Annotated in this window: 20 protein-coding genes; 8 read left to right on the top strand and 12 right to left on the bottom strand. The window is 74.6% G+C overall.

Annotated elements, in window-relative coordinates; genetic code table 11:
- Positions 1–522: 522 nt before the first annotated feature.
- The gene (locus LPA54_RS06210; protein ID WP_228974589.1) at positions 523–1,734 is read right to left on the bottom strand and encodes a PP2C family protein-serine/threonine phosphatase; all 1,212 of its coding nucleotides are present in this window, start codon (positions 1,732–1,734) and stop codon (positions 523–525) included.
- Entirely contained in the window at positions 1,731–3,335 is a 1,605-nt protein-coding gene (locus LPA54_RS06205; RefSeq protein WP_228974587.1) for an ATP-binding protein, read from the bottom strand. Before LPA54_RS06205 ends, LPA54_RS06210 begins: the two co-directional genes overlap by 4 nt.
- Positions 3,336–3,443: 108 nt before the next feature.
- On the opposite strand from LPA54_RS06205, the gene LPA54_RS06200 reads away from it, so the two are divergent.
- Both LPA54_RS06200 and LPA54_RS06195 read left to right on the top strand, forming a co-directional pair.
- The gene (locus tag LPA54_RS06200; protein WP_228974585.1) at positions 3,444–4,214 is read left to right on the top strand and encodes a response regulator; all 771 of its coding nucleotides are present in this window, start codon (positions 3,444–3,446) and stop codon (positions 4,212–4,214) included.
- Positions 4,215–4,358: 144 nt separating this feature from the next.
- Positions 4,359–4,916 carry a DM13 domain-containing protein gene (locus tag LPA54_RS06195; protein WP_228974583.1) on the top strand — a complete coding sequence of 186 codons (558 nt, stop codon included), beginning with the start codon at positions 4,359–4,361 and terminating at the stop codon, positions 4,914–4,916.
- Positions 4,917–5,068: 152 nt separating this feature from the next.
- Here LPA54_RS06195 and LPA54_RS06190 read toward each other — a convergent pair whose 3' ends face one another.
- Positions 5,069–5,764 carry an ester cyclase gene (locus tag LPA54_RS06190; RefSeq protein WP_228974581.1) on the bottom strand — a complete coding sequence of 232 codons (696 nt, stop codon included), beginning with the start codon at positions 5,762–5,764 and terminating at the stop codon, positions 5,069–5,071.
- A gap of 300 nt (positions 5,765–6,064) precedes the next feature.
- Here LPA54_RS06190 and trxA point away from each other — a divergent pair, with 300 nt between their 5' ends.
- Complete coding sequence (gene trxA, locus LPA54_RS06185) at positions 6,065–6,391, top strand: thioredoxin (RefSeq protein WP_228974580.1); 327 nt, start codon at positions 6,065–6,067, stop codon at positions 6,389–6,391.
- Between the two features lie 65 nt (positions 6,392–6,456).
- Here trxA and LPA54_RS06180 read toward each other — a convergent pair whose 3' ends face one another.
- The 3 genes from LPA54_RS06180 to LPA54_RS06170 form a co-directional block, all read right to left on the bottom strand.
- Positions 6,457–7,401: a glycosyltransferase family 2 protein gene (locus LPA54_RS06180; RefSeq protein WP_228974578.1), complete on the bottom strand. Its 945-nt coding sequence runs from the start codon at positions 7,399–7,401 to the stop codon at positions 6,457–6,459.
- 10 nt (positions 7,402–7,411) lie between these two features.
- Entirely contained in the window at positions 7,412–8,272 is an 861-nt protein-coding gene (locus tag LPA54_RS06175) for a glycosyltransferase family 2 protein (protein ID WP_368857859.1), read from the bottom strand.
- A gap of 160 nt (positions 8,273–8,432) precedes the next feature.
- Positions 8,433–9,374: an AraC family transcriptional regulator gene (locus tag LPA54_RS06170; RefSeq protein WP_228974577.1), complete on the bottom strand. Its 942-nt coding sequence runs from the start codon at positions 9,372–9,374 to the stop codon at positions 8,433–8,435.
- Positions 9,375–9,491: 117 nt separating this feature from the next.
- On the opposite strand from LPA54_RS06170, the gene LPA54_RS06165 reads away from it, so the two are divergent.
- Positions 9,492–10,355, top strand: coding sequence for an NAD(P)H-binding protein (locus tag LPA54_RS06165; protein ID WP_228974574.1), 864 nt, complete (start codon positions 9,492–9,494; stop codon positions 10,353–10,355).
- 177 nt (positions 10,356–10,532) lie between these two features.
- A complete protein-coding gene (locus tag LPA54_RS06160) occupies positions 10,533–11,498 on the top strand; it encodes a YihY/virulence factor BrkB family protein (protein WP_228974573.1) in 966 nt (321 codons plus the stop codon).
- Between the two features lie 135 nt (positions 11,499–11,633).
- On the opposite strand, the gene LPA54_RS06155 is transcribed toward LPA54_RS06160, so the two are convergent.
- From LPA54_RS06155 to LPA54_RS06145, 3 genes are all read right to left on the bottom strand, one after another.
- Entirely contained in the window at positions 11,634–12,224 is a 591-nt protein-coding gene (locus LPA54_RS06155; RefSeq protein WP_228974571.1) for an isochorismatase family protein, read from the bottom strand.
- A gap of 400 nt (positions 12,225–12,624) precedes the next feature.
- Positions 12,625–13,170, bottom strand: coding sequence for a 2'-5' RNA ligase family protein (locus tag LPA54_RS06150; RefSeq protein ID WP_228974568.1), 546 nt, complete (start codon positions 13,168–13,170; stop codon positions 12,625–12,627).
- A gap of 102 nt (positions 13,171–13,272) precedes the next feature.
- Complete coding sequence (locus LPA54_RS06145) at positions 13,273–13,602, bottom strand: hypothetical protein (protein ID WP_228974566.1); 330 nt, start codon at positions 13,600–13,602, stop codon at positions 13,273–13,275.
- 183 nt (positions 13,603–13,785) lie between these two features.
- Between LPA54_RS06145 and LPA54_RS06140 the strand changes: the two genes are divergently transcribed.
- The gene (locus tag LPA54_RS06140) at positions 13,786–14,430 is read left to right on the top strand and encodes a bifunctional 2-polyprenyl-6-hydroxyphenol methylase/3-demethylubiquinol 3-O-methyltransferase UbiG (RefSeq protein ID WP_228974563.1); all 645 of its coding nucleotides are present in this window, start codon (positions 13,786–13,788) and stop codon (positions 14,428–14,430) included.
- On the opposite strand, the gene LPA54_RS06135 is transcribed toward LPA54_RS06140, so the two are convergent.
- Positions 14,427–15,479 carry a S9 family peptidase gene (locus tag LPA54_RS06135; RefSeq protein ID WP_228974558.1) on the bottom strand — a complete coding sequence of 351 codons (1,053 nt, stop codon included), beginning with the start codon at positions 15,477–15,479 and terminating at the stop codon, positions 14,427–14,429. The two genes, LPA54_RS06140 and LPA54_RS06135, sit on opposite strands and share 4 nt — an antisense overlap.
- Before the next feature lie 178 nt (positions 15,480–15,657).
- On the opposite strand from LPA54_RS06135, the gene LPA54_RS06130 reads away from it, so the two are divergent.
- Together LPA54_RS06130 and LPA54_RS06125 are read left to right on the top strand one after the other, a co-directional pair.
- Positions 15,658–16,299: a GNAT family N-acetyltransferase gene (locus LPA54_RS06130; RefSeq protein ID WP_228974555.1), complete on the top strand. Its 642-nt coding sequence runs from the start codon at positions 15,658–15,660 to the stop codon at positions 16,297–16,299.
- Between the two features lie 35 nt (positions 16,300–16,334).
- Positions 16,335–17,180, top strand: coding sequence for a PaaX family transcriptional regulator C-terminal domain-containing protein (locus LPA54_RS06125; protein ID WP_228974805.1), 846 nt, complete (start codon positions 16,335–16,337; stop codon positions 17,178–17,180).
- 192 nt (positions 17,181–17,372) lie between these two features.
- Here LPA54_RS06125 and LPA54_RS06120 read toward each other — a convergent pair whose 3' ends face one another.
- Together LPA54_RS06120 and LPA54_RS06115 are read right to left on the bottom strand one after the other, a co-directional pair.
- Positions 17,373–17,600: a helix-turn-helix domain-containing protein gene (locus LPA54_RS06120; protein WP_228974553.1), complete on the bottom strand. Its 228-nt coding sequence runs from the start codon at positions 17,598–17,600 to the stop codon at positions 17,373–17,375.
- A 172-nt stretch (positions 17,601–17,772) separates the two neighbouring features.
- The gene (locus tag LPA54_RS06115; protein ID WP_228974550.1) at positions 17,773–19,608 is read right to left on the bottom strand and encodes an alpha/beta fold hydrolase; all 1,836 of its coding nucleotides are present in this window, start codon (positions 19,606–19,608) and stop codon (positions 17,773–17,775) included.
- Between the last annotated feature and the right edge of the window lie 222 nt (positions 19,609–19,830).

Here is a 19,830-nt window from a genome sequence, read left to right as displayed (position 1 = left end):
AGGCACTCCTCCTCCCCGGTGAAGACGGAGAAGCTCCGGATCCCACGTACGGGAGGCAGGGCACGGCCCTGGTGCGGTCCGGGGAGCGCAGGACGGCGTTGGCCTCCCGGTGGAAGGCGGACTCGCACGTCTGGAGGTGGAGCCCGACGATCGCGTCGGCCGGCAGGCCGCCGACGCCTCGTCCGCGCGCCGCCTGCCGAACCGTCCGGACCGCTCGATGCACCGGCCGAGGCCGGGCAGCACCCGGCCGACCGGGGCGACGGCGTCCCGGAAGTCCGTCAGCGGCGTGTCGAACACACCGGCGATCCCCGGGAGGACGCTGTCGGGGAACGGCCCTTCCCACACCGGGGACGCCAGCGGCCACCGCTGACAACGCCCCGGCGGACAGCGCAGGGTGAGCCGCCGTCACGGCGCGGACTCCGGGCGGACGACAGGCAGCGGTCGGCTGGCCCCGGGGGCCGGCCGGGCAGGTGCCGCGGCGACCTTGAGTCACGGCGGCCCGATGTCGCAGCGGCCGGGGTGTCAGGGGCGGGCGGAGTGGTCCCCCCAGTCGAGGCGGAGCACGGCGAGGTCGTCGGAGTGGCGGCCGGCGTTGAGCTTGTGGGTCCGCTCGATGAGCAGGTCGACGTGGACGGCCGGGTCCGTCGGCGGCAGGTCCTCGATCAGCGCGAGCAGCCCCTCGACGCCGAGCCGTTCGCTGGAGCCCCCGTTGTGGCCCTCGGTGAGGCCGTCGGTGTACAGGGTGAGCGCTCCCGACGGCGGGAGCGGCACCACCGTGGGGGGCCAGCTGCGCAGACCGGGGAGGATGCCCAGGGCGATGCCGTGTGCGGCCGCCACCTCCCGGGTGCCCCCGTCGGTGGTGAGGAGGGGTTCATGGTGGCCCGCGAGGTGGAGGGTCGCGGTGCCGGCGTCCTGGTCGAGGGTGAGGAGGGTGCAGGTGGCGAACATGTGCCGCCCGCCGCGTTCGGCGATGAGGATGCGTTCCATCAGGTGCAGCAGGTCGTCGCCGCGGTGTCCGCCGAGGACGAGGGAGCGCCAGGCGATGCGCAGGCAGACGCCGAGCGCCGCGGCGTCGGGGCCGTGGCCGCTGACGTCGCCCACGACGGCGTGAAGCAGCCCGTCGTCGCCCTCCACCACGTCGAGGAAGTCCCCGCCGAGCAGGGCCATGGCGGCGCCGGGCAGGTAGCGGGAGGTCACTCTCACCGTGGAGGTGTCGAGGATCGGCTGGGGCAGCAGGCCGCGCTCCAGGCGCGCGTTCTCCTCGGCCCGCAGCCGCGCCGCCTGGGCTTCGGCGCTCGCGCGTTCGGTCTTGCTGCGGTAGACGGCGTAGCGGACCGTCCGGTGCAGCAGGTCCGCCTCGACCTTCCCCTTGACGAGGAAGTCCTGGGCACCCGCGGCCATGGCGTCGGTGCCGGCCTGGGCCTCGGACAGCCCCGTCAGCACGATCACCGCGGTGTGCGGGGCCATGCCGCGGACGGCGGCGACCGCGTCGATACCCGACACGTCGGGCAGGTGCAGGTCGAGGAGGATGCAGTCGATCGGCGCGCCGGCGGCGAGCCGGGTGCGGGCCTCGGCGAGGGTCGGCCGGGTCGTCAGTTCGAACCGCAGCCCCGTGTCGTGGAGGAGTTCCTCCACGAGCAGCGCGTCGCCCTCGTCGTCCTCGATGAGGAGGATGCGGTACGTCGTCCCGTCGGGGACCGCGTGCGGTCCGGCGGCCGTGGTGGGGGTCGTCATGCCTGCTCCGTGCCGGCGCGGCTGGCCTCCGGCATGGTCGACGGTCCGGGGTCCTCCGGCGGCCGGGGTGCCAGGGTGAAGGTGATGCGCGCGCCGTCGCGGTATTCCGGGTCGACCGCGATGGTGCCGCCGTGGAACTCGACGATCTTCTTGCACATCGCGAGGCCGATGCCGCTGCCGGAGTAGGTGTCCTTGGTGTGCAGCCGCTGGAAGATCACGAACACCTTGTCGGCGTACTCGGGTGCGATGCCGATGCCGTTGTCGGTGACGGTGAACCGCCACAGGTCCTCTTCCCGGGCGGCCGTGACATGGATCTCGGGCGGCCGGCCCGGGCGGCGGAACTTGACGGCGTTGCCGATCAGGTTCTGCCAGAGCATGCCCATCTGGGTGGGGTCGGCGATCAGGGACGGCAGCGGGTCGTGGGTGATCACCGCTTCGGACTCCTCGATGCCGACGCTCAGCGAGGACAGGGTGCGCTCCAGCACCTCGTCCAGGTCGACCTCCTGGTGGGCGTTGTGCAGGCGGCCCACGCGGGAGAAGTCGAGCAGGTCGTTGATGAGCTTCTGCATGCGGTTCGCCCCGTCGACCGCGAAGTCGATGTACTGGTCCGCCCGGGCGTCCAGCTGTCCTCCGTAGCGCCGCTGGAGGAGCTGGGTGAAACTGGACACCTTCCGCAGCGGCTCCTGCAGGTCGTGCGAGGCGACGTAGGCGAACTGCTCCAGCTCGGCGTTGGACCGCTGGAGGTCGGCGGCCTGCGCGTCGAGGCGCAGGCGTGCCTCCTCACTGAAGGCGAGCTCGCGCACCAGGCGCCTGCGCATGAAGTCGATCTCGCCGCTGAGGTGCCGCAGGTCGGCGGGGCCGGTGGGGGTGATGGGGTGGTCGAAGTCACCCCCGGCGATGGTGCGGGCGTCCGTGCCCAGCTGTTCCAGGGGCTGGTTGATGCCGCGGCGCAGCCCCTCGAAGACGAAGGCGGTGAGGACGGCGATCAGCGCGCCGATGGCGCTGAACACCCAGTTGCGCAGGGCGATCGTGGCCCTCAGGTCGCTCCTCACCCGGTCGAGCTCCGCGCGCAGCCGCTCCTGCTGGCCGCTCAGGGCGACGCGTACGGCGTCGAAGGCTTCCTTGCCCTCCCCCGCCCTGGCGGCGGCCGTGGGCGAGGGCCGGCCCGGGGGCGTGGCCGCGACCGGCCGGGCGATCCTCTCCTGCCACCTCCCCACCCGGTCCTGCACCGCCTCCAGGTCGGCCAGGGCGGCCCGGTCGTCGCGCAGCAGCCGCGACAGTTCCGCCGCGCGCGCTCGCTGCTCGGTGAGGCCCTGCTCGTACGGGGCGATGAACTCGGGGGTGCCGGTGAGCCCGTAGCCGCGGATGCCGGTCTCCTGGTTGAGGATGGCCGTCTCCAGGCGGACCGCGGTGGTCAGGGCGGGGGACCGCACGTCCACGAGGTCCGCGCTGATCGCCTGCGTGCGTGACAGGACCCAGGCCCCCGCCGCTCCCAGCAGGGTCAGGACCACCAGGGACACGGCCGCCCCCACACGAAGCCACCGCCGGGTCGTCCACGTGGAGAGCCCACGCGTACGCGGTTGCTTCTCATCCATGGTCATCCTCTGGGCTCCTCGCTGTGTCCGTCGCCGTGCGCGTGCGGCCGACCCACCTTAATCGGCGACAACGTTTGTTGTCGCACGGCCGTCCCCGGGCCTAGAGTGCCAGGTGTGCCAGGCAAGAACTTCCACATGCGGACCACTCCGCAGGAGACCGCCGGCCTCGCGGAGGCGGCGGTCGGTGACCTCGCGCGCCGCCTCGCCGCCGATCTGTTGGAAGCCTCCTCGCACCCGGCACCGGACGATCCGACGCGGGCCCTGGCCCTGCTGCACGTGCTGGACCACCTCCAGCAGGCCACCGAGCGACTCCAGCGGGAGGCGGCCGTGGCCGCCGCGCGCGCGGGGGCGGGCTATCCGCAGCTCGGTGCCGCCTGCGGCCTGACCCGGCAGGGCGCCCGGCGCCGCTGGCCGGGGATCTTCCACCACTCCCCCGAGCAACCAACGGAGCTTCCGACGATGACCACCCCCGCCCGCCCCTTCGACGTCCTGCTCGTCGAGGACGACGTCGCCGACGCCATGCTCATCGAGGAGGCCCTCTCCGAGCGCGGCGCCCGCAACCTGGTCCGGGTCACCGACGGGGTCGCCGCGCTGGAGCACCTGCGCGCGTCGGACACGGCCCGGCCCGACCTCATCGTCCTGGACCTGAACATGCCGCGGATGAACGGCCGCGAGCTGCTCAAGGTCCTGAAGAGCGACGAGGACCTGCAGACGATCCCCGTGGTCGTCCTCACCACGTCCACCGCCCCGGACGACGTGACCGACGCGTACAGCAGCCACGCCAACGCCTACGTCACCAAGCCGGTCAACCTGGCGGAGTTCGAGCGGGCCGTGCAGAGCATCGACGCCTTCTACCTCGACACCGCCACCCGCCCCCGCCCCTGAACCCGACGGGGGGTGCCCGGGCGGCGGCCTCCCGTCGTCCCGGGGCGTGCGCCCGTGCGGCCCGGTCGTCGCGTACGGCTTCCCTCCTGGTGGGTGATCGCGTTGGATGTGCGGGGAAGCCGACACCGATGAAGGGGACGCGCCGTGGGACGGGGTAGCAGGCAGCTGTGGGTCGGGGCGGGGATCGCCTTCGCGGTGGTGCTGGTGAGCGGGCTGGTGTGGTTCAAGCCCTGGGCGCTCTGGGTGGACGAGACCGTGCACGAGGGGCTTCCCGCCACCACGCCCACCGCCGCGGCGCCGTCGCACGCCCCGTCGGCGGGTGCGTCGGCGAGGCCCTCCCCGAGCGGCCCGACGACCCTGGCGGCCGGGACGTTCATCAGCCACGAGCACGCGACGGCCGGCACGGCGAAGCTCCTGCGCCTCGCGGACGGGACGCACACGCTGCGTCTGGAGGGCCTCGACACCAGCAACGGTCCCGACCTGCGCGTCTGGCTGACGGACGCGCCGGTGAAGGAGGGCAAGGCCGGGTGGGGGGTCTTCGACGACGGGAAGTACGTCAGCCTGGGGAAGCTCAAGGGCAACAAGGGCGACCAGAACTACGTGCTGCCGGCCGACGTCGACCTGCCCGCGTACACGAGCGTCAGCATCTGGTGCGACCGGTTCGACGTGTCCTTCGGGGCGGCCGAACTCGTCCGCGCCTGAGGCGATGCGCGGTAGGGCCGGGGCCGGGGGGCGGGTGACACCGCTCTCCTGGCCCCGGCCCCCTGCTTCTTTCCCCCTGCCGGCCCGCCCGGCCCCACGGCCGGCAGGGGCCGGCCGGCCGGCGACCGGTACCCGGCGCGCAGGACAGGGCTCTAGCCCTCCACGACGCCCAACTGCCGCATGACCCCCATGTCGTCGACGTTCCACCAGCTCTCGGCGATCAACCCGCCGCGGCAGCGGAAGGTCGCGTGCCCGGTGCCGGTGATGTCCCGGCCCGTCGGTTCGACGCCCTGGTAGGGGCCGACGTGGCGGCCCTTGAAGGACATCCGCAGACAGACGGTGTCGCCCTCGGCGACGAGCTCCTCGATGGTGCACGTCGGCCGGAACGCCTCCATGATCTCCCGGTTGGCCTCCTTGGCGGCGGCCAGGTCCACGTCGTACGAGGGCTGGGACGGGTCGTGCTCCCGGTAGTCCGGGGTGCACAGCCGGTCGGCCGCCCCCGAGTCGCCCTTGTTGATCACCTCGTCCACGAAGCTCCGGACGACCAGCTTGTTGAGCTGATCGTCCCGGACGACGTCCAGGTCCGTGAAGGTGGGCTCGCCGTCGCAGAGGGCCACCATCTCCCGGAAGATCCGGTCGGTCTCCGGCAGCTTCGAGTTCTCCATCGCCTCCTCGTACGAGGGGAATTCCACGATCTCCAGCACGTGGGTGGAGTCGGAGCGGTCGCGCGCCATCAGCGAGTGCGTGGCCGTCCGCCTCCCCTTGGTGGCCTCGGCCCAGCTGTCCATCAGCCGGTTCATCTCGTCGATCTTGTCGGTCTTGCAGTCGATGATCTGGACGAATGTCATGACGCCTCCCGCCGTAGGAGCGACTGCGCTGTTCTCAGCCTATGCCGGTCGCCGGTGCCCGGCAGGGGGCGGGGCGGCGCACCGGAAGACCGGGCCGGCCGCCTGCCGGGGGCGGGCCTCCCCCCGGCCGGAGCCGCCCTCCGCCCACCGGGCGCCGGCCCCGTCGGCTCGTCCCTCCGTGTCTAGGCGGGACACGCTCCGCGGTCGGGTGTTGACTGGCCGCCCGGCCGGGGAAGGACCGAGCCGACCGGTGCGGAACGACCCGTGCCGGTGCGGAACGACGACGAGAAGGAGGCCCCTGTGGCCCTCAAGACGGTGACCGACGCCTCGTTCGACGAGGACGTCCTCAAGAGCGACAAGCCCGTCCTGGTGGACTTCTGGGCGGAGTGGTGCGGCCCCTGCCGCCAGATCGCCCCGTCCCTCGAAGCGCTCGCCCAGGAGCACGGCGACAAGATCGAGATCGTGAAGCTCAACATCGACCAGAACCCGACCACGGCGGCCGCCTACGGCGTCATGTCCATCCCCACCCTGCACGTCTACCAGGGCGGCGAAGTGGTGCAGACCATCGTGGGCGCGAAGCCGAAGGCGGCCCTCGAACGGGAGCTGTCGGCCTTCCTCCACGGCTGAGCGCCGCCCCCGCCCGTCCGTGGCCGGCGGGCCCGGGGCCCGGGGCCCGTCGTCGGCGGCGCGTGTCAGCCGACGTAGCGGCGGGCCGTGGAGTGCCGCTGGGCCGACGTCAGCGCCTCCAGCCGGGCCTCCACCTCGGGCGGGACGACGCGCCGCTCGCGCAGCACCCACGGCAGTCCCGCCACGGCCAGTCCGAACGCGCGCAACGACGGGAGGTCGCGCGGGACGGTCCGGGCGAGGAAGAGCGTCCTGCGCAGCGCCGCACCGGCCGGGCGGCGCAGCCAGCAGAACCAGAGGGTGTTGCGCAGGCCGTGGACGCGCCGCAGCGTGGAGTCCCGTGCGAGCGAGGGGGCGTGGTGGACGGTCACGTCACGGGCGTACACCAGCCACCACCCGTGTGACGCCATGTCCGTCGCGAGCAGTTCCTCCTCGCCGCCGAGCCACAGGCGCTCGTCGAAGCCGCCCGCCTGGCGGAACGCTTCGGTCCGCAGCACGGTCGCCGCCGCGAGGAAGGAGCCGAGCGCGGGTCCGGGCAGCCACGCGGGCCCCTCGACGGGCGAGTCGCGCAATTCGGCGACGATCGGGTCCTCCCGGCCGCCCGGTTCGACGAGGATGCGCCCGGTGACGGAGGCGAGCCGCGGGTGCAGGTCCAGCAGGTCGGCGGCCCGGGCCAGCGAGCCGGGCTCCCACCACGAGTCGTCGTCGCAGAAGGCGACGTACGGCGTGGTGGCCTGCGCCACGGCGAGGTTGCGGCCCACCGCCCCCAGGTTCCGTCCGGGCGTCAGCAGGGTCACCTCCGGATGGAGGCGGGCCACGGCCTCGGCGGTGCCGTCGGTGGAGGCGTTGTCGGTGACGATCACCGGCGGGCGTTCGGGGAGCCGCGCCAGTTCGTCCAGGGTGCGCAGCAGCTCGTCACGGCGGTTGTGGGTGATGACGACCACCGTGGTGCGGGGGTCGGGGACCGGGTCGGTGCGGGGGTCGCTTCGGGGGTCGGTGCCGGCGTGGCTCACGGGGGGCTCCTCAGGCGTCGAGGCGGCGGGCCGCGGCCTCCACGGCCGGGGGCAGCGGTCGGCGTTCCCGCAGGGCAGTCGGGAGTCGCCGGAACATCTGGCGCAGCGCGGCCCGGGCGTCCGGGTCGCGGCGGGCCGCCCGGACGAGTTCCCGGGTGTGCCGCAGCGCGACGGGCAGGGGGCGCCGCAGCCAGGACGTCAGGGCGGCGTTGCGGAGCTGGACGGCGGGGCGCCCCGGGCGTACCCCGCCGGTGGGGCTGTGGACGGCGACGACGTCGGGGCAGTGGCACACTCCCCAGCCGCGGGCCGCGAGGTCGTAGGCGAGGAGCGTCTCCTCGCCGCCGAGGAACAGCAGCGGGTGGTATCCGCCCGCTTCCAGGAAGGCTTGCCGCCGAGCCACGGCGGCGCAGGCGAGGAACCCCAGGACCTGGGGGCCGGGGAGGTCCCCGGCCGGGTCGAGGGGCGAGGAGGCGAGCACGTCGTTCAGGGGGTCGGGTTCCGCGTCCGGGCCGACGTGGATCCGTGTCGCGATGAGGCCGAGCCGCTCGTGGCGGTCCAGGATGTCGGCCGCGCGCCGGAGCGAGCCCGGCTCCCACCAGGAGTCGTCGTCGCTGAAGGCCACGTACGGGGTGCGGGCGCGCCGCACGCCCAGGGTGCGGCCCGGCGCGCCGAGGTTGCGGCCCGGGGCGAGGACGACCGTGCGGGGGTGGTGGGCGGCCACGGCTTGCGGGGTGCCGTCGGTCGACGCGTTGTCGACGACGATCACCGGTGGCTCCTCGGGGAGCGCGGCGAGCCGGTCGAGCGAGCGCAGCAGCTGGTCACGGCGGTTGTGGGTGATCATGACGACGGTGGTGCGGGCGTCAGGGCTCACGAGCGGGCCTCCGGGACGTCGGACACAGCCGTCAGCATAAGCAAAACATCACTTGATGCGCTTTTTTTCGCTTTTGCGAGGCGTGTTCGCCCGCGGACGGCCGGCCGCGCGCCGTCGCCCGGGCCGCCGGGTCGGGGTGACGGGTCGGGGTGACGGGACTTCAGGCCGGTGCGTGGGCCCGGGCGCGGTGCTCGGTGGGGCGGACGCCCAGGGTGCGTTTGAAGGCGGTGCTGAGGGCGTACGCGTTGGCATACCCCACCTGGCGGGAGATCGCGTCGACGGTGGCGTCGGTGGTGGCCAGTAGGTCGGCGGCGCGGGAGATCCGCCATTCGGTCAGGTACGCCATCGGCGGCCGGCCGACGACCTCGTGGAAGCGCCGCGCGAACCGGGCCCGGGACATGCCGGCCGCCGCAGCCAGTGAGGCGACGGTCCAGGGGCGGGCCGGGTCGCCGTGGATCAGCCTCAGCGCCGCGCCGATCACGGGGTCGCGGTGGGCGCGGTACCAGGCGGGGGCGTGGGCGTCGGAGCGGTCGAACCAGGCGCGCAGGGCCGAGAGGAGGAGCAGGTCGAGCAGGCGGTCGAGGATGACCTGCCGACCGGGGGTGTCCGCGCGGAGCTCGTGCACGATCATCGCGAGCGGGAGGTGGCCGTCCGCGCCGGCGGGGACCAGGGCCAGGCGCGGCAGGGCGGTGAGCACCCGTTCCGAGACGTGGCCGCGGACCGGGTAGGTGCTCTTGAGGAGGACGGCGCCGGATCCATCCGCGCCGGGCCCGCACATGGGGAGTGTGTCGCCCAGGATGAGGGCCCCGTCGGGCGTGGTGCACCGGTACCCCTCGCCCAACAGGGCCATCGGCGGCGTCTGCGGGGCGTCCGCGACGGTGTAGGGCCCGGGCCCCGTCACGATCGCCACGTCCCCCTGCCGCAGGGGCTGCGCCTCCGCCCCGTCCGCGGTCAGCCAGGCGTCGCCGCTGAGCATCGTCAGCAGGGAGAGCGGCGCCCCGTCGAGGAAGCGCAGCGACCACGGCGGGTTGAGGACCGACTGGTCGAAGAGTGCCCCCTGGGCACGGACGTCCTGCAGCAGTCCGGACAGCGCGTCATCCATGCCTGCCGAGCCTACGGGGAGGCCCGTCGGGGACCGGGCAGGGGGGGAGACGCCCGGACATCAAGACGAGATCATCAGCCATCGTCCGTCTCCTTCCGGTGCCGTGTACTGGGGCACATGATCACTGACAGCACCTCTCGTGTCCCCGCCGCCACCCGCGTCCTCGTCCTCGGCGGCACCGGCAAGTCCGGCACCCGCGTGGCCGCCGCGCTCCGCCGCGGCGGCCTGTCCCCCGCCGTCGCCTCCCGCCGCGGCCCGGTCCGGTTCGACTGGGCCGACCGCTCGACCTGGGAGCCGGCCCTCCCCGGTGTCGACGCCGTCTACGTGGTGGACTCGCAGGGCCCGGACGCGGCCGCCGAGGTCCGCGACTTCGCCGCCACCGCCGCCCGGGCCGGGGTGCGGCGGCTGGTGCTGCTGTCCGCCCGCGTCTGGGGCGAGTCGGACGGCGACCGGCTCGCCACCGAGCGGGCCGTGCGGGCGTCCGGCCTGGAGTGGACGATCCTGCGCCCCACCTGGTTCGCCCAGAACTTCACCGAACTGGACATCCTGGGCTCCCTGCTGGACGGCCCCGGCGAGTTGCGGCTGCCCACCGGGGAGGGCCGGGAGGCGTTCGTGGACCTGGAGGACCTCGCGGACGTGGCGGTGGCGGCGCTGACGCAGGACGGGCACGCGGGACGTACGTACGTCCTGTCGGGTGCGCGCTCCCTGAGCTTCGGCGAGGCGGTCGCGGAGATCGCCCGTGCGACGGGCCGGCCGCTGCGCTTCGTCCCGGTCTCCGAGGACGCCTACCGGGAGGAGTTCACCGCACTCGGCCACCCGGACGACGTGGCCGACGAGATGCTGGCCCTGTACCGGCACATCCGCGAGGAGCGCGGCGCGACGGTCACCGACGGCGTCCGCGAGGCGCTGGGCCGAGCGCCGCGCGACTTCGCGGAGTACGTCGCCCGGACCGACTTCGACGCCGCCCGGACCCGCGCCTGACAGCGGCGGCCCGCGCCGGGCGCCCGGCCCCGGGTATGCGGGTCCCTCCGTCGGGGCAGACGGCAGACACCGCGTCGGAGGGGCGGTCTCGGCCGCCCCTCCTCCGTCCGCGAGGTGGCCCGTCCACCGCGCGGGACGCGGCGGAGGCACGGCCGGGATTCCGGCGGGAGGGACGACATGGGCACGGTCGTGCATGTGCCGCAGACGCGGGACATGGTCGGGGAGGAGCTCTCCGGGGACGAGGCGTTCACCGCGCTGCGGCGGTACGGAGGGCGCGAACTGCTCCTCGACTCGTTCGCCCGCTTCCGGTACGCCGACGGCTTCAGCTCCGCCCGCTCCCTCGCCTACCAGGTGGTCCTCGGCATCGTGCCGTTCACCATCGCCCTCGTCGGGGTGGCGACGACCATGCACACCGAGGGCGTCGGCCGGGTCGTCGAGCTGACGCTGGCACGGATCGTCCCGGGTACCAGCGCGGACCTGGTGCGCCAGGCGCTGTCGGACACTAGGCGCAGCGCCGGCGCGGACGTCGCGGGGGCCGTGGCCATGTGGCTGGGCCTCGGTTTCGCCGTCCTCAACCTCGCCTCCGCCATGGCCCAGATCGAACGCGGGTGCAACCGGATCTACGGCATCGAACGCGACCGGCCCTTCCTCGCCAAGTACGCCCGGGGCGTGGTGCTCGCCGTGTGCGCGGGGCTCCCCCTGGGCGGCGGCTTCCTGGCGATCGTCGCCGGCGGGGACATCGGCGAGTCGGTGGTGCGGGCGCTGCACTGGCCGCCGTCGCTGCTCGGCTGGTGGCAGCCGCTGCACGTCCCGCTCGGCGTGCTGCTCGCGGCGCTGGCGTCGGCCGTGGTCTTCCGCTGGGCGCCCCGCCGCGACCAGCCCGGATACACGTGGCTGGTGTTCGGTTCGGGCGTCCACCTGCTCCTGTGGGTCGTCGCCACCTGGCTGCTCGCCTTGTACGTCGGCGAAAGCGGCTCGTTCGGCGCGGTGTACGGCCCGCTCACCGCGTTCGTGGCGCTGCTGCTGTGGGCCAACGTGACCGGCGTCGCCCTCTTCCTGGGCGTCGCCTTCGCCGCCCAGCTCGAAGCCGCCAGGGCGGGCATCACGGAACCGGTCCACCCCGACCCGGGCCCCGGCGCGTGACGGCACGCCACGCGGGAGGACCCCGTCCGGCTCGACGTACCGGACGGGGTCCCGGCGCTCAGCCGCGGGAGGCGCGCGGTGCGCTCCCGCGCCGAGCGCGGTCGGCTCCGGCGCGCCGTGCGCCGGCCTCGGGCGTCACCCCACGGGGACCGGGCCGGACACCGTCACGCCCGCCGCGCGGAAGTCGTCCAGCGCGGCGGCCGTGGTCTGCGGGGTGACCCCCACCGAGTACTCCAGGAGCACGCGCGTGCGGAACCCCGCCGCTACGGCGTCCAACGCGGTCGCGCGGACGCAGTGTTCGGTGCCGATGCCCACCACGTCGACGTCCCGCACCCCGCGGGCGCGCAGCCAGTCCCCGAGCGGCGTGCCGTCCGCGTCGGCCCCTTCGAAGCCGCTCTTGGAAGCGCTGTGCGCGCCCTTGAGGAAGACGGCGTCGACCTTGCCCGCGGCGACGACCGGGGCGAAGCCGGGGTGGAACTCGCTGCCCGGGTCCCCGGCCAGGCAGTGGACCGGGAAGCTGTCCTGGAAGTCGGGGTCGTCGGAGAAGTGGTCGCCGGGGTCGACGTGGTGGTCGCGCGTGGCGACGACGTACCCGTAGTCACCGCCCGCGGTCCGCTCGACCAGATCGGCGATCGCCGTCGCCAGCCGGGCGCCTCCGGTGACGGGCACGCGGCCCCCTTCACAGAGGTCGTTCTGTACATCCACGACGATCAGACTGCGGCTCACGATGAGAAACCCTTCACCAAAACAAGACGGGGGACATGGCTCCCGCGCACCAGCGCCGTGCCGGTCGCCACACCGGGCGCCGCACCGACGTCCGTGCGCGGGATCAAGCCATCAACCTGACTTGTACCGGCCTATTGACATTCGGCCGAAACCCAACGGCCTTCCGCTCACTCGTCTGGCGGATGAGGTTCACCGCAGGAACGGTTCGCGCCGCCTCCGGCACGGCCTACGGCGAGGGGGCGGCACTGTATCGCCTCGCCCCTCAGCCGTCCCCGTCATCCGCGCCGCCGTCCGCGCGGAGCCGCGCTGACGGCACCCGATCAAGCCGCCGCCGGCAGGGCGCGGGCACCCGGACTGCGGACACCCCGTACGTGTGCGCGCCGTACGCGCGCGCCCGTCCTCAGGCGCGGGGGCCCAGGGGCGCCGTCGTGCGGGTCGCCGAGTCGTGGGTACGGGCGCCGACCCACCGGCCCGCGAGGGAGCCCGGTGCAGCGCCGGGCGCCCCGCCGAAGAGCGCCGGGTCGGGGAGGGGCCAGGTGGCGTCGCGGCCCCGGCCGAGGGTGACGTGGGGGTTCCACCGCGCGGGGTCGTGGAGCGGGTGGAGCCGCCCGCACGTCGGGGTGTCGCGCAGCACGCGCCACACCGCTTCGTGCAGCCGCAGCAGGACGGCGTCCCGGCGGACGGCCCAGGCCAGTACGCGAGTCCGCCCGGTGAACCGGACGCTGCCCTGGAGCACGAGCGGGACCGGGAGGGCGGTGAGCAGCTCGTCCAGGCGGGCGCGGGCCTCGGGCGTGAGGTCGTCCGCCGCGGCGAGGGTGAGGTGCGGGCGGTTGGTCGGGTGCCGGTGGGCGGCCTGGCTGGGCAGCCCTGCCCGCAGCAGGCGGTCCCACACGTCCCGGACGGCCCGCTCGGTCGCCTCGTCGGGCAGCAGCTCCACACTGTGCACCGGGCCAGGGTACGGCCGGGGGGCGCGCCGTCGCGGAACGCGGCTCGCCGGCCGGCGGCGCGGCCCCCGGCCCGCCGGCGGTGCGGTCGCCGTGCCACGCGGTCAGGCTTCGGGCGTCCCTCGGTCGAGTGCCGCCAGCCCCTCGCCCCAGCGGGTGCGGCGCTCCATGTCGTCCTGCTCCCACCAGGGCGTGCCGCGCTCGCCGAGGGCGACCTTCGCCGTGTGCACCCGGGTGCGCGCGGCGCGTTCCGCCTCGGGGTCCCGGGCGCGCCGGGCGGTTCCGACGGCGCGGCGGGCCGCCATCAGGTGGGAGCGCAGGCGGGCGGCCACGTCGTCGGGGATGTCCGGGTCGGTCGCCCGCCAGCGCCTCCCGTCCACGACGATGTACCGCCCGTCGGCTGTGCGCTCGGGCTGCCGCGCCTCACCTGCCATTCCCGCGACACTGCCAGAGCGGCGCGGCGGCCGCGAGGCGGCGCGGCCCCGCCGGGGCGGGTCGTCGCGCCGGGGCGGGTGGTCGCGCCGGAGGCGTGGCCGGGCGCGGGCCGCCGGGGGTACCGTCGTGGCCCGCCTGCCCGCACGGCACGGGATGGGACGGCACGGCACGGAGGAGGACGAGTGAGTCGGGAACCACGGTCCGCGGGTGCGTCCGCCGCCGACGTCTTCGACGCGGTGGGCGCGCGGTACGAGGAGGTCTTCGCCGACGTGCCCGGGCAGCTCGCGGCGTTGGAGTGGCTCACCGGCTGCCTGCCGCCGGGCGCGCGGGTCCTGGACGTGGGCAGCGGCACCGGGCGGCCGGCCGCCGAGCGGCTGGCCCGGGCGGGATTCGCGGTGACCGGGATCGACGTGTCGGCCGAGATGGTGCGGCTGGCCCGGGAGCGGGTGCCGGCCGCTACCTTCCACCAGGCCGACGTACGGACCCACCGGGTCGCGGAGGGCGGGTACGACGCGGTGTGCGCGTTCTTCCCGCTGCTGGTGATGGACCAGCCGGAGGTGGAGCGGTCGCTGGCCCGGATGGCGTCGTGGGTGGCCCCCGGCGGGGCGTTCGCCATGGCGACGGTGCCGGGGGACATCAGGGGGCTGGAGATCGTCTGGATGGGCCACCGGGTCACCGTCAGCAGTCTGGACGTCGATGACCACCTGCGCGTGCTGCGGGAGGCCGGGCTGGAGGTCGTCCACCACCACACCGCGCTCTACCGTCCCCACGGCCCCGGCGCCGAACCCGAACCGCACCTGTACGTCCACGCCCGCCGACCCGGCTAGGGAGTGGTGCCGCCGCGGCGCAGGAACCGCCGCTGGTCCTCCAGGAACCGGTCGGCGAAGAGCGCGCGGGGACGGAAGAGCGCGGTGAGCACCGTGCGGAGCTCCGACCGTTCGACGGAGTACCTGACCATGGCGTGGGTGGCGTCCGGGTAGTGCTCGACGGTCAGCGCGCCGCCAGGGCCCAGTACCTCGCGGTAGACGCGTTCGGTGTCGGCGGTGTCGACGTTGAGGTCGTGGCCCGCCAGGGTGAGCAGCACCGGTACGCCGCGCAGTGCGCGGAGGTCCCGGGTGGCGTCCGCGGTGTGGTTCAGCGAGACGAAGCGCCAGCGGTCGGCGGTCATGCCGCGGGTGTCGCCGCGTACGGCCGCGACGTACTCCTCGAAGGTCGCGCGGCGTTCCAACAGGCGGCGGATGGCGTCGCTCCTGGCGATCTCGGCCTCGACGCGGGCCGGGGGCGCGCCGTCGGCGCGCAGTTCGGCGAGGAGGTGGTGGCGGCCCTGGCGCAGCCAGTTGACGGCCGGTGAGACGGCGATGACGAAGCTCACCGGTGTCCTGGCGGCCACCTTCGGCAGGACCCACCCCGCCTGGCTCGCGCCCCACAGGCCGATCCGGTCACCGTCGACGTCCGGGCGCCGGCGGGCCCAGGCGATGGCGGCGGCGGCTTCGTCGGCGCGGTCGTCCATGGACTGGTGGAGCCAGTTGCCGGGTGCGCCGGCGACGCCGGGCTTGTCCCAGGAGAGGGTGGCGTACCCGGCTTCGGCGTTCGCCTCCCACAGCGGTTCGTACCCGCCGTCGTGGGTGGCGTCGACGGGGCCGTCGCCGTGGAGGTACACGACGAGGCCGTGGCGGGTGCGGCCGTCCAGGGGGGTGGCCAGTACGCCGTTGAGGGTGTGGCCGCCGTGGCGGATCGAGACCCGTTGCAGGTCCATGGCGTAGGAGTGCTGCCACAGCACCACTCCGGCCGATCCGGCGGTCACGACCAGGACGGCGACGAGTGTCCAGAGCGTGGCGCGGAGTGCGCGCCGTGAGGGCCGGGTTTCGGGGCTCATGAGGGCATGACCGCCTTCGCTGTCGGGTGTTCGGGATCGTCGGGGGGGTTGCTCGGTGAGTGATCGGTCGGCGTGGCACCGCCCGCCGTCGGGGGCGGCTCGACGGGAAACTATCATCTCACTTACGATCGTACCGATGCTGATAGTTTCAGCTGTCGTCGAGCGGAGGGACCGAGGCATGAGTGGGAACGCGGTGGGGCCGGGCGGCGGCCCCGGGTCGGTGACCGTCCTGCGGGGCGTGCCGGCGGGCGCGGAGCGGCGGGCGGCCGACCTGTACTGGGAGGCGTTCGGACGCAAGCTCGGCCCCGCCCTCGGCCCGCCCGGGAAGGCGGTGGGCTTCATCGCCGCGCACCTGAACGCCGACCGCGCGGTCTCCGCGCTCCTCGACGGACGGCTCGTCGGCCTCGCCGGCTACCAGCTGGACGGCCGGCCCCTCACCGGGGGTTCGGCGTCCGACGTGCTGCGCGCGTACGGACGTCTGCGGGGGCTGCACCGGCTCGCCTTGCTCGCCCTGTTCGAGCGCCGCCCCGCGCCGGGGCAGCTCGTCATGGACGGCATCGCCGTCGACGCGGCCGCGCGCGGCCGCGGCATCGGGGGGCTGCTCCTGGAGGAGGTGGCCGCCGTCGCGGCCGAGTCGGGGTGCCAGGAGGTCAGGCTGGACGTGATCGACACCAACCCGCGCGCCCGGGCCCTGTACGAGCGGCGCGGCTTCCGAGCCGTGCGGACCGAGCGGACGCCCTACCTGCGCGGGCTGCTCGGGTTCGGCGCGGTGACCACCATGCGACGCGCGGTCCCGACACCGGAGGAGGGCGCGCTGTGAACGCCGGAACCGACCACGTCGAGGTCCCCACCCGCATGCTCGTCCACGCGCTGGTCCGCGAGGACGGCACCGTCGACGCGGACGAGCTGTACACGGTCGCCACCGCCCTCCGCATGAGCGACCAGCAGGTGCGGCTGTGCGTCAAGCGCCTCGTCGCCGAAGGGCGGTTCACCCACGAGGGCCGGGGGCGCCGGGCGACGCTGCACGCGACGGAGGAGACCACGCGCGCCCTCGCCCCCGACGCGGACTTCGTGCGGCACGCCTTCCGGCAGGACGCCGGGCTCGCCCCCTGGGACGGCGTGTGGCACCTGGCCGCCTTCGCGGTGCCGGAGTCGGCCCGCACCGCGCGGGACGCCCTGCGGGAGGCGCTCGTCCACCTGGGCGGAGCCCCGCTCCAAGGCGGCCTGTACGTCTGCGCCAACGCCTGGGAGCCGTACGTCGAGGAGGCCGCCCACCGGCTGGGCGCCCACGACGCGCTCACCCTCCTCACCACGACGGACCTGCGCAGAGGCGACACCAGGGAGCCAGCCGACCTCGCGCGTCACCTGTGGCCCCTGGGGGAGGTCGCCGAGCGCTACCACCGCCTCGAACACGTCGCCCGGCCCCGCCTCGACCGGCTCACCGGCCCCGCCGAGCTCTCGCCGTCCACGCTCCTCACCCTCGCGGTGGAGCTGGCCGCCGAGCTGACCCGCGCCATGCGGCCCGACCCGCTGCTCCCGCCCCAGCTCCTCCCCCAGCCGTGGCCCGGCACCCGGGCCCGCCAGGTCGTCGCGCGGTGCTGGGCGGCCCTGCACGCGCGTGACCGGGGCGGGCCCCGGCCCACGCTGTTCCGCCTCTACGCCGACATCACCCGGGAGGCGGCGGCGCGAGCGACGGGATGACGGGGCGCCGCCGGACCGCCCGCCGCGTCACCCGACGTCATCGGGCACACATCGAGGGCCACCTCGACCAGCCGGTCGACGCGGCCGCGCCGGCGCGCGTCGCGGACGGCGCGCTCCGGCGCGCGATACGTCGGCGCACGGGGGCCGGCCCAGGTCCGGCCCAGGTTCGGCTGGGTGGTCCCAGGACGGGGTTCAGCCGGCGCCGGCGAGTGCGCCGGGGAGGAGCTCCGTGAGGGGCAGGTCGAGGGCTTCGGCGAGTTCGCGCAGCTCCTGCTCGGTGGGAGGGACGGGCCCGCCGGCACCGTCCTGGACGAAGACCCGGACGCGCGGGGTCCGGATGCCGGTGCGGTCGGCGAGCCCCTGCACGCTGAGGTGCCGGCGGCGCATCGCTGCTTTGAGGACGTGCGACAGATCGGCCATTCCTCGCGCCTGCCCCCGGACGCGCGGTTCACACGGGCCCGTCCGGCGGACGCGCCGACCGCGGTGGAGATCCGTCCGGCGGCGCGGGTGCCGTACGGCGCCCACGTCCTTCGTCTCGCCGCCCTTCGGCCGGCTTCCCGGGGCGGTGGGCGGCCCGCCCCGGATCGCCCGGTCAGCCCAGAGGCAGGGTGAGGACCGCGGCGCTGCCGTCGGGGGAGGTGATCGTCGTGGTGCTGCCGTCGACGCTCGCGTCCGAGTAGAGCGGGTCCTTGCTGGTGACGACCAGCATCAGCCGGTGGCCCCCGGCCACGTCGTAGCCGGCGGCCTGCAGTCGCCAGGTGGCGTCGCGGTCCTGGTCGGGGTCGAGGTCGGTGAGGGTGAGCGGTTCGTGGGTGACGATGCGGCCGGTGTCGTCGGGGCCGACGTCGAACAGGTAGGCCACCAGGGTCGTGGCGGGGGCCGTGCTGCGGACGCCGAGGGTGAGTTCGGGGATGCCGCGGATGCGGCGGGCCGCCCCTTCGCCGTCCGCCGTGAGAGGGGCGCTGGTCCAGACGGCGAGGTACTGGCGGTCGAACTTCTCCGTGACGTACGTCTTCGGGGTGCCGTTCCACTCGGCCTGGCCGGTCGTCATCGGGGCGTCCACGGCGACGGCCTCGGTCGGCTGCCCGGCGGTGAACTCCCGCCGCCAGCCCGTCTCCGCCTCGGTGGCCAGACCACCGTCACGGCCGTCGTCCGACGCGGCGGCCGTGAGGTACCACCGTTCGGTGGCGGTGGTGACGGCTTCCCAGGACGGCTTGGGCTCCCGGGCGGCCGGTGCCACGATCTCGGCCTTCCTCGACCGGGGGTCGGTCCGCGTCTCGTAGGTGAACATGATCTGGCTGCTCACCGGGGACCAGCCCGGCACGTCGTTGCCGACGTCGCGCACGTGGTGGTCCAGCCAGGCGAACGCCTCCTCGACCGGTGTGTTCGGCCCGCTGAACGGGATGGTGAGGCCGGCGCCCTCGGGGGCGGCGTGGTCGCCGATCCACAGGTTCAGGTGCTTGGGCACCGTCAGGGCGTCGAAGTGCTCGATGACCTGGTTGGCCGGGAAGAGCGTCTCGTGCCAGGTGTTGGAGAAGAACGTCGGAACCTCGCGGGCGTTGGTCGTGTCGCGGTACGAGGCCGGGCTCCTCTCCTTCAACCACGACTCGACGGCGCCCAGGTTCTCGCCGGCCCGGAAGTCGGCCAGGAGCTGCCGGGTGGGCGCGTCGAACTTCCGCTCCACCGGGCCGCCGGTGAAGTCGACCAGCAGCGTGACGGCCGCCAGGTGCCGGGTGCCGCCCTGGAGGAGGCTCGTGGCCAGGTCGCCCCAGGTGCTGAGGGCCACGACCGCGTCCACCCGCCCGTCCGGGTCCTTCGCCGCGACCAGCTGGCTGATCCCCGAACCGTACGACTCCCCCAGGAAGGCGATCCGGCTCGGGGAGAGGTGCTGCCGGGCGTAGTCGATGACGGTCGAGCCGTCGGCCCAGTCCGCCGGCCCGGCCACGTCGATGGTGCCCCCGGAGGTGAACGGCCCGTCGACGTAGCCCTTGCCCGGCACGAACGTGGTGGTGCCGAGCCCACGGGGGGTGTAGGCCAGCACGTGGTACCCGCGCAGCGCCAGCTGGAGGTACGTGTACGCGAACAGGCCCCAGCCGAACGGCGTCCAGCCCGAGGGGACGATCACCACGGGACGCGGTTCGTCGGTACGGAGCCTGATGCTGAACGCCGACAGCCGCACCCCGTCCCGGGCGGTGATCCGGGGGAAGCCGAGGTCCGCCGCCTGCCGCACCCGCTCCGTCAGCTCCCGGAGGTCCGGGGGCAGCGTCGGCTGCTCGGCCGTGCCGTCCAGGGCGGCGATCAGCGCCTCGGCCAGGTGGACGGCGGCCGGGTCGATCGATGTGGGCGAGGTGTGGATGCCGTGCCGGGCGATCCGGCTCAACTGCGCTGCCGTGAAGGTGCTGACCGCGTCGTCCTGCGGGTTGCTCACGAAGCCCGTCCTCTCGCTGTCTCCGACCGGCCTCGCGGGGCCGGTCGACTCCTGCGGTATGCCGGAGAACTCCGGCAATGCCTGGATCCTTCCGGGCGCTGGGGGGAGGTGCACAGGGCGTCCGGGAGCGCACCCGGGACCTCCCACGCGCCCCGAGCGCCCGGCGCGAGCACCACCCCCGCCCAGCGGCGAAGCCGCTCCCGCCGGGCCCACCGGACTCCG

The sequence above is a fragment of the Streptomyces sp. DH12 genome (assembly GCF_020873895.1).
Classification (GTDB): Bacteria; Actinomycetota; Actinomycetes; order Streptomycetales; family Streptomycetaceae; genus Streptomyces.
The sequence above is the reverse complement of the archived record's forward strand: the minus strand, read 5'-3'. Positions and strand labels throughout refer to the sequence as shown.

Excerpts from the sequence above, each read along its gene's own strand:
- LPA54_RS06210 (WP_228974589.1), bottom strand. The coding sequence starts at position 1,734 with ATGACGACCCCCACCACGGCCGCCGGACCGCACGCGGTCCCCGACGGG.
- LPA54_RS06205 (WP_228974587.1), bottom strand. The coding sequence starts at position 3,335 with ATGACCATGGATGAGAAGCAACCGCGTACGCGTGGGCTCTCCACGTGG.
- LPA54_RS06190 (WP_228974581.1), bottom strand. The coding sequence starts at position 5,764 with ATGACATTCGTCCAGATCATCGACTGCAAGACCGACAAGATCGACGAG.
- LPA54_RS06170 (WP_228974577.1), bottom strand. The coding sequence starts at position 9,374 with ATGGATGACGCGCTGTCCGGACTGCTGCAGGACGTCCGTGCCCAGGGG.
- LPA54_RS06165 (WP_228974574.1), top strand. The coding sequence starts at position 9,492 with ATGATCACTGACAGCACCTCTCGTGTCCCCGCCGCCACCCGCGTCCTC.
- LPA54_RS06160 (WP_228974573.1), top strand. The coding sequence starts at position 10,533 with ATGGGCACGGTCGTGCATGTGCCGCAGACGCGGGACATGGTCGGGGAG.
- LPA54_RS06145 (WP_228974566.1), bottom strand. The coding sequence starts at position 13,602 with ATGGCAGGTGAGGCGCGGCAGCCCGAGCGCACAGCCGACGGGCGGTAC.
- LPA54_RS06135 (WP_228974558.1), bottom strand. The coding sequence starts at position 15,479 with ATGAGCCCCGAAACCCGGCCCTCACGGCGCGCACTCCGCGCCACGCTC.
- LPA54_RS06130 (WP_228974555.1), top strand. The coding sequence starts at position 15,658 with ATGAGTGGGAACGCGGTGGGGCCGGGCGGCGGCCCCGGGTCGGTGACC.
- LPA54_RS06125 (WP_228974805.1), top strand. The coding sequence starts at position 16,335 with ATGCTCGTCCACGCGCTGGTCCGCGAGGACGGCACCGTCGACGCGGAC.
- LPA54_RS06120 (WP_228974553.1), bottom strand. The coding sequence starts at position 17,600 with ATGGCCGATCTGTCGCACGTCCTCAAAGCAGCGATGCGCCGCCGGCAC.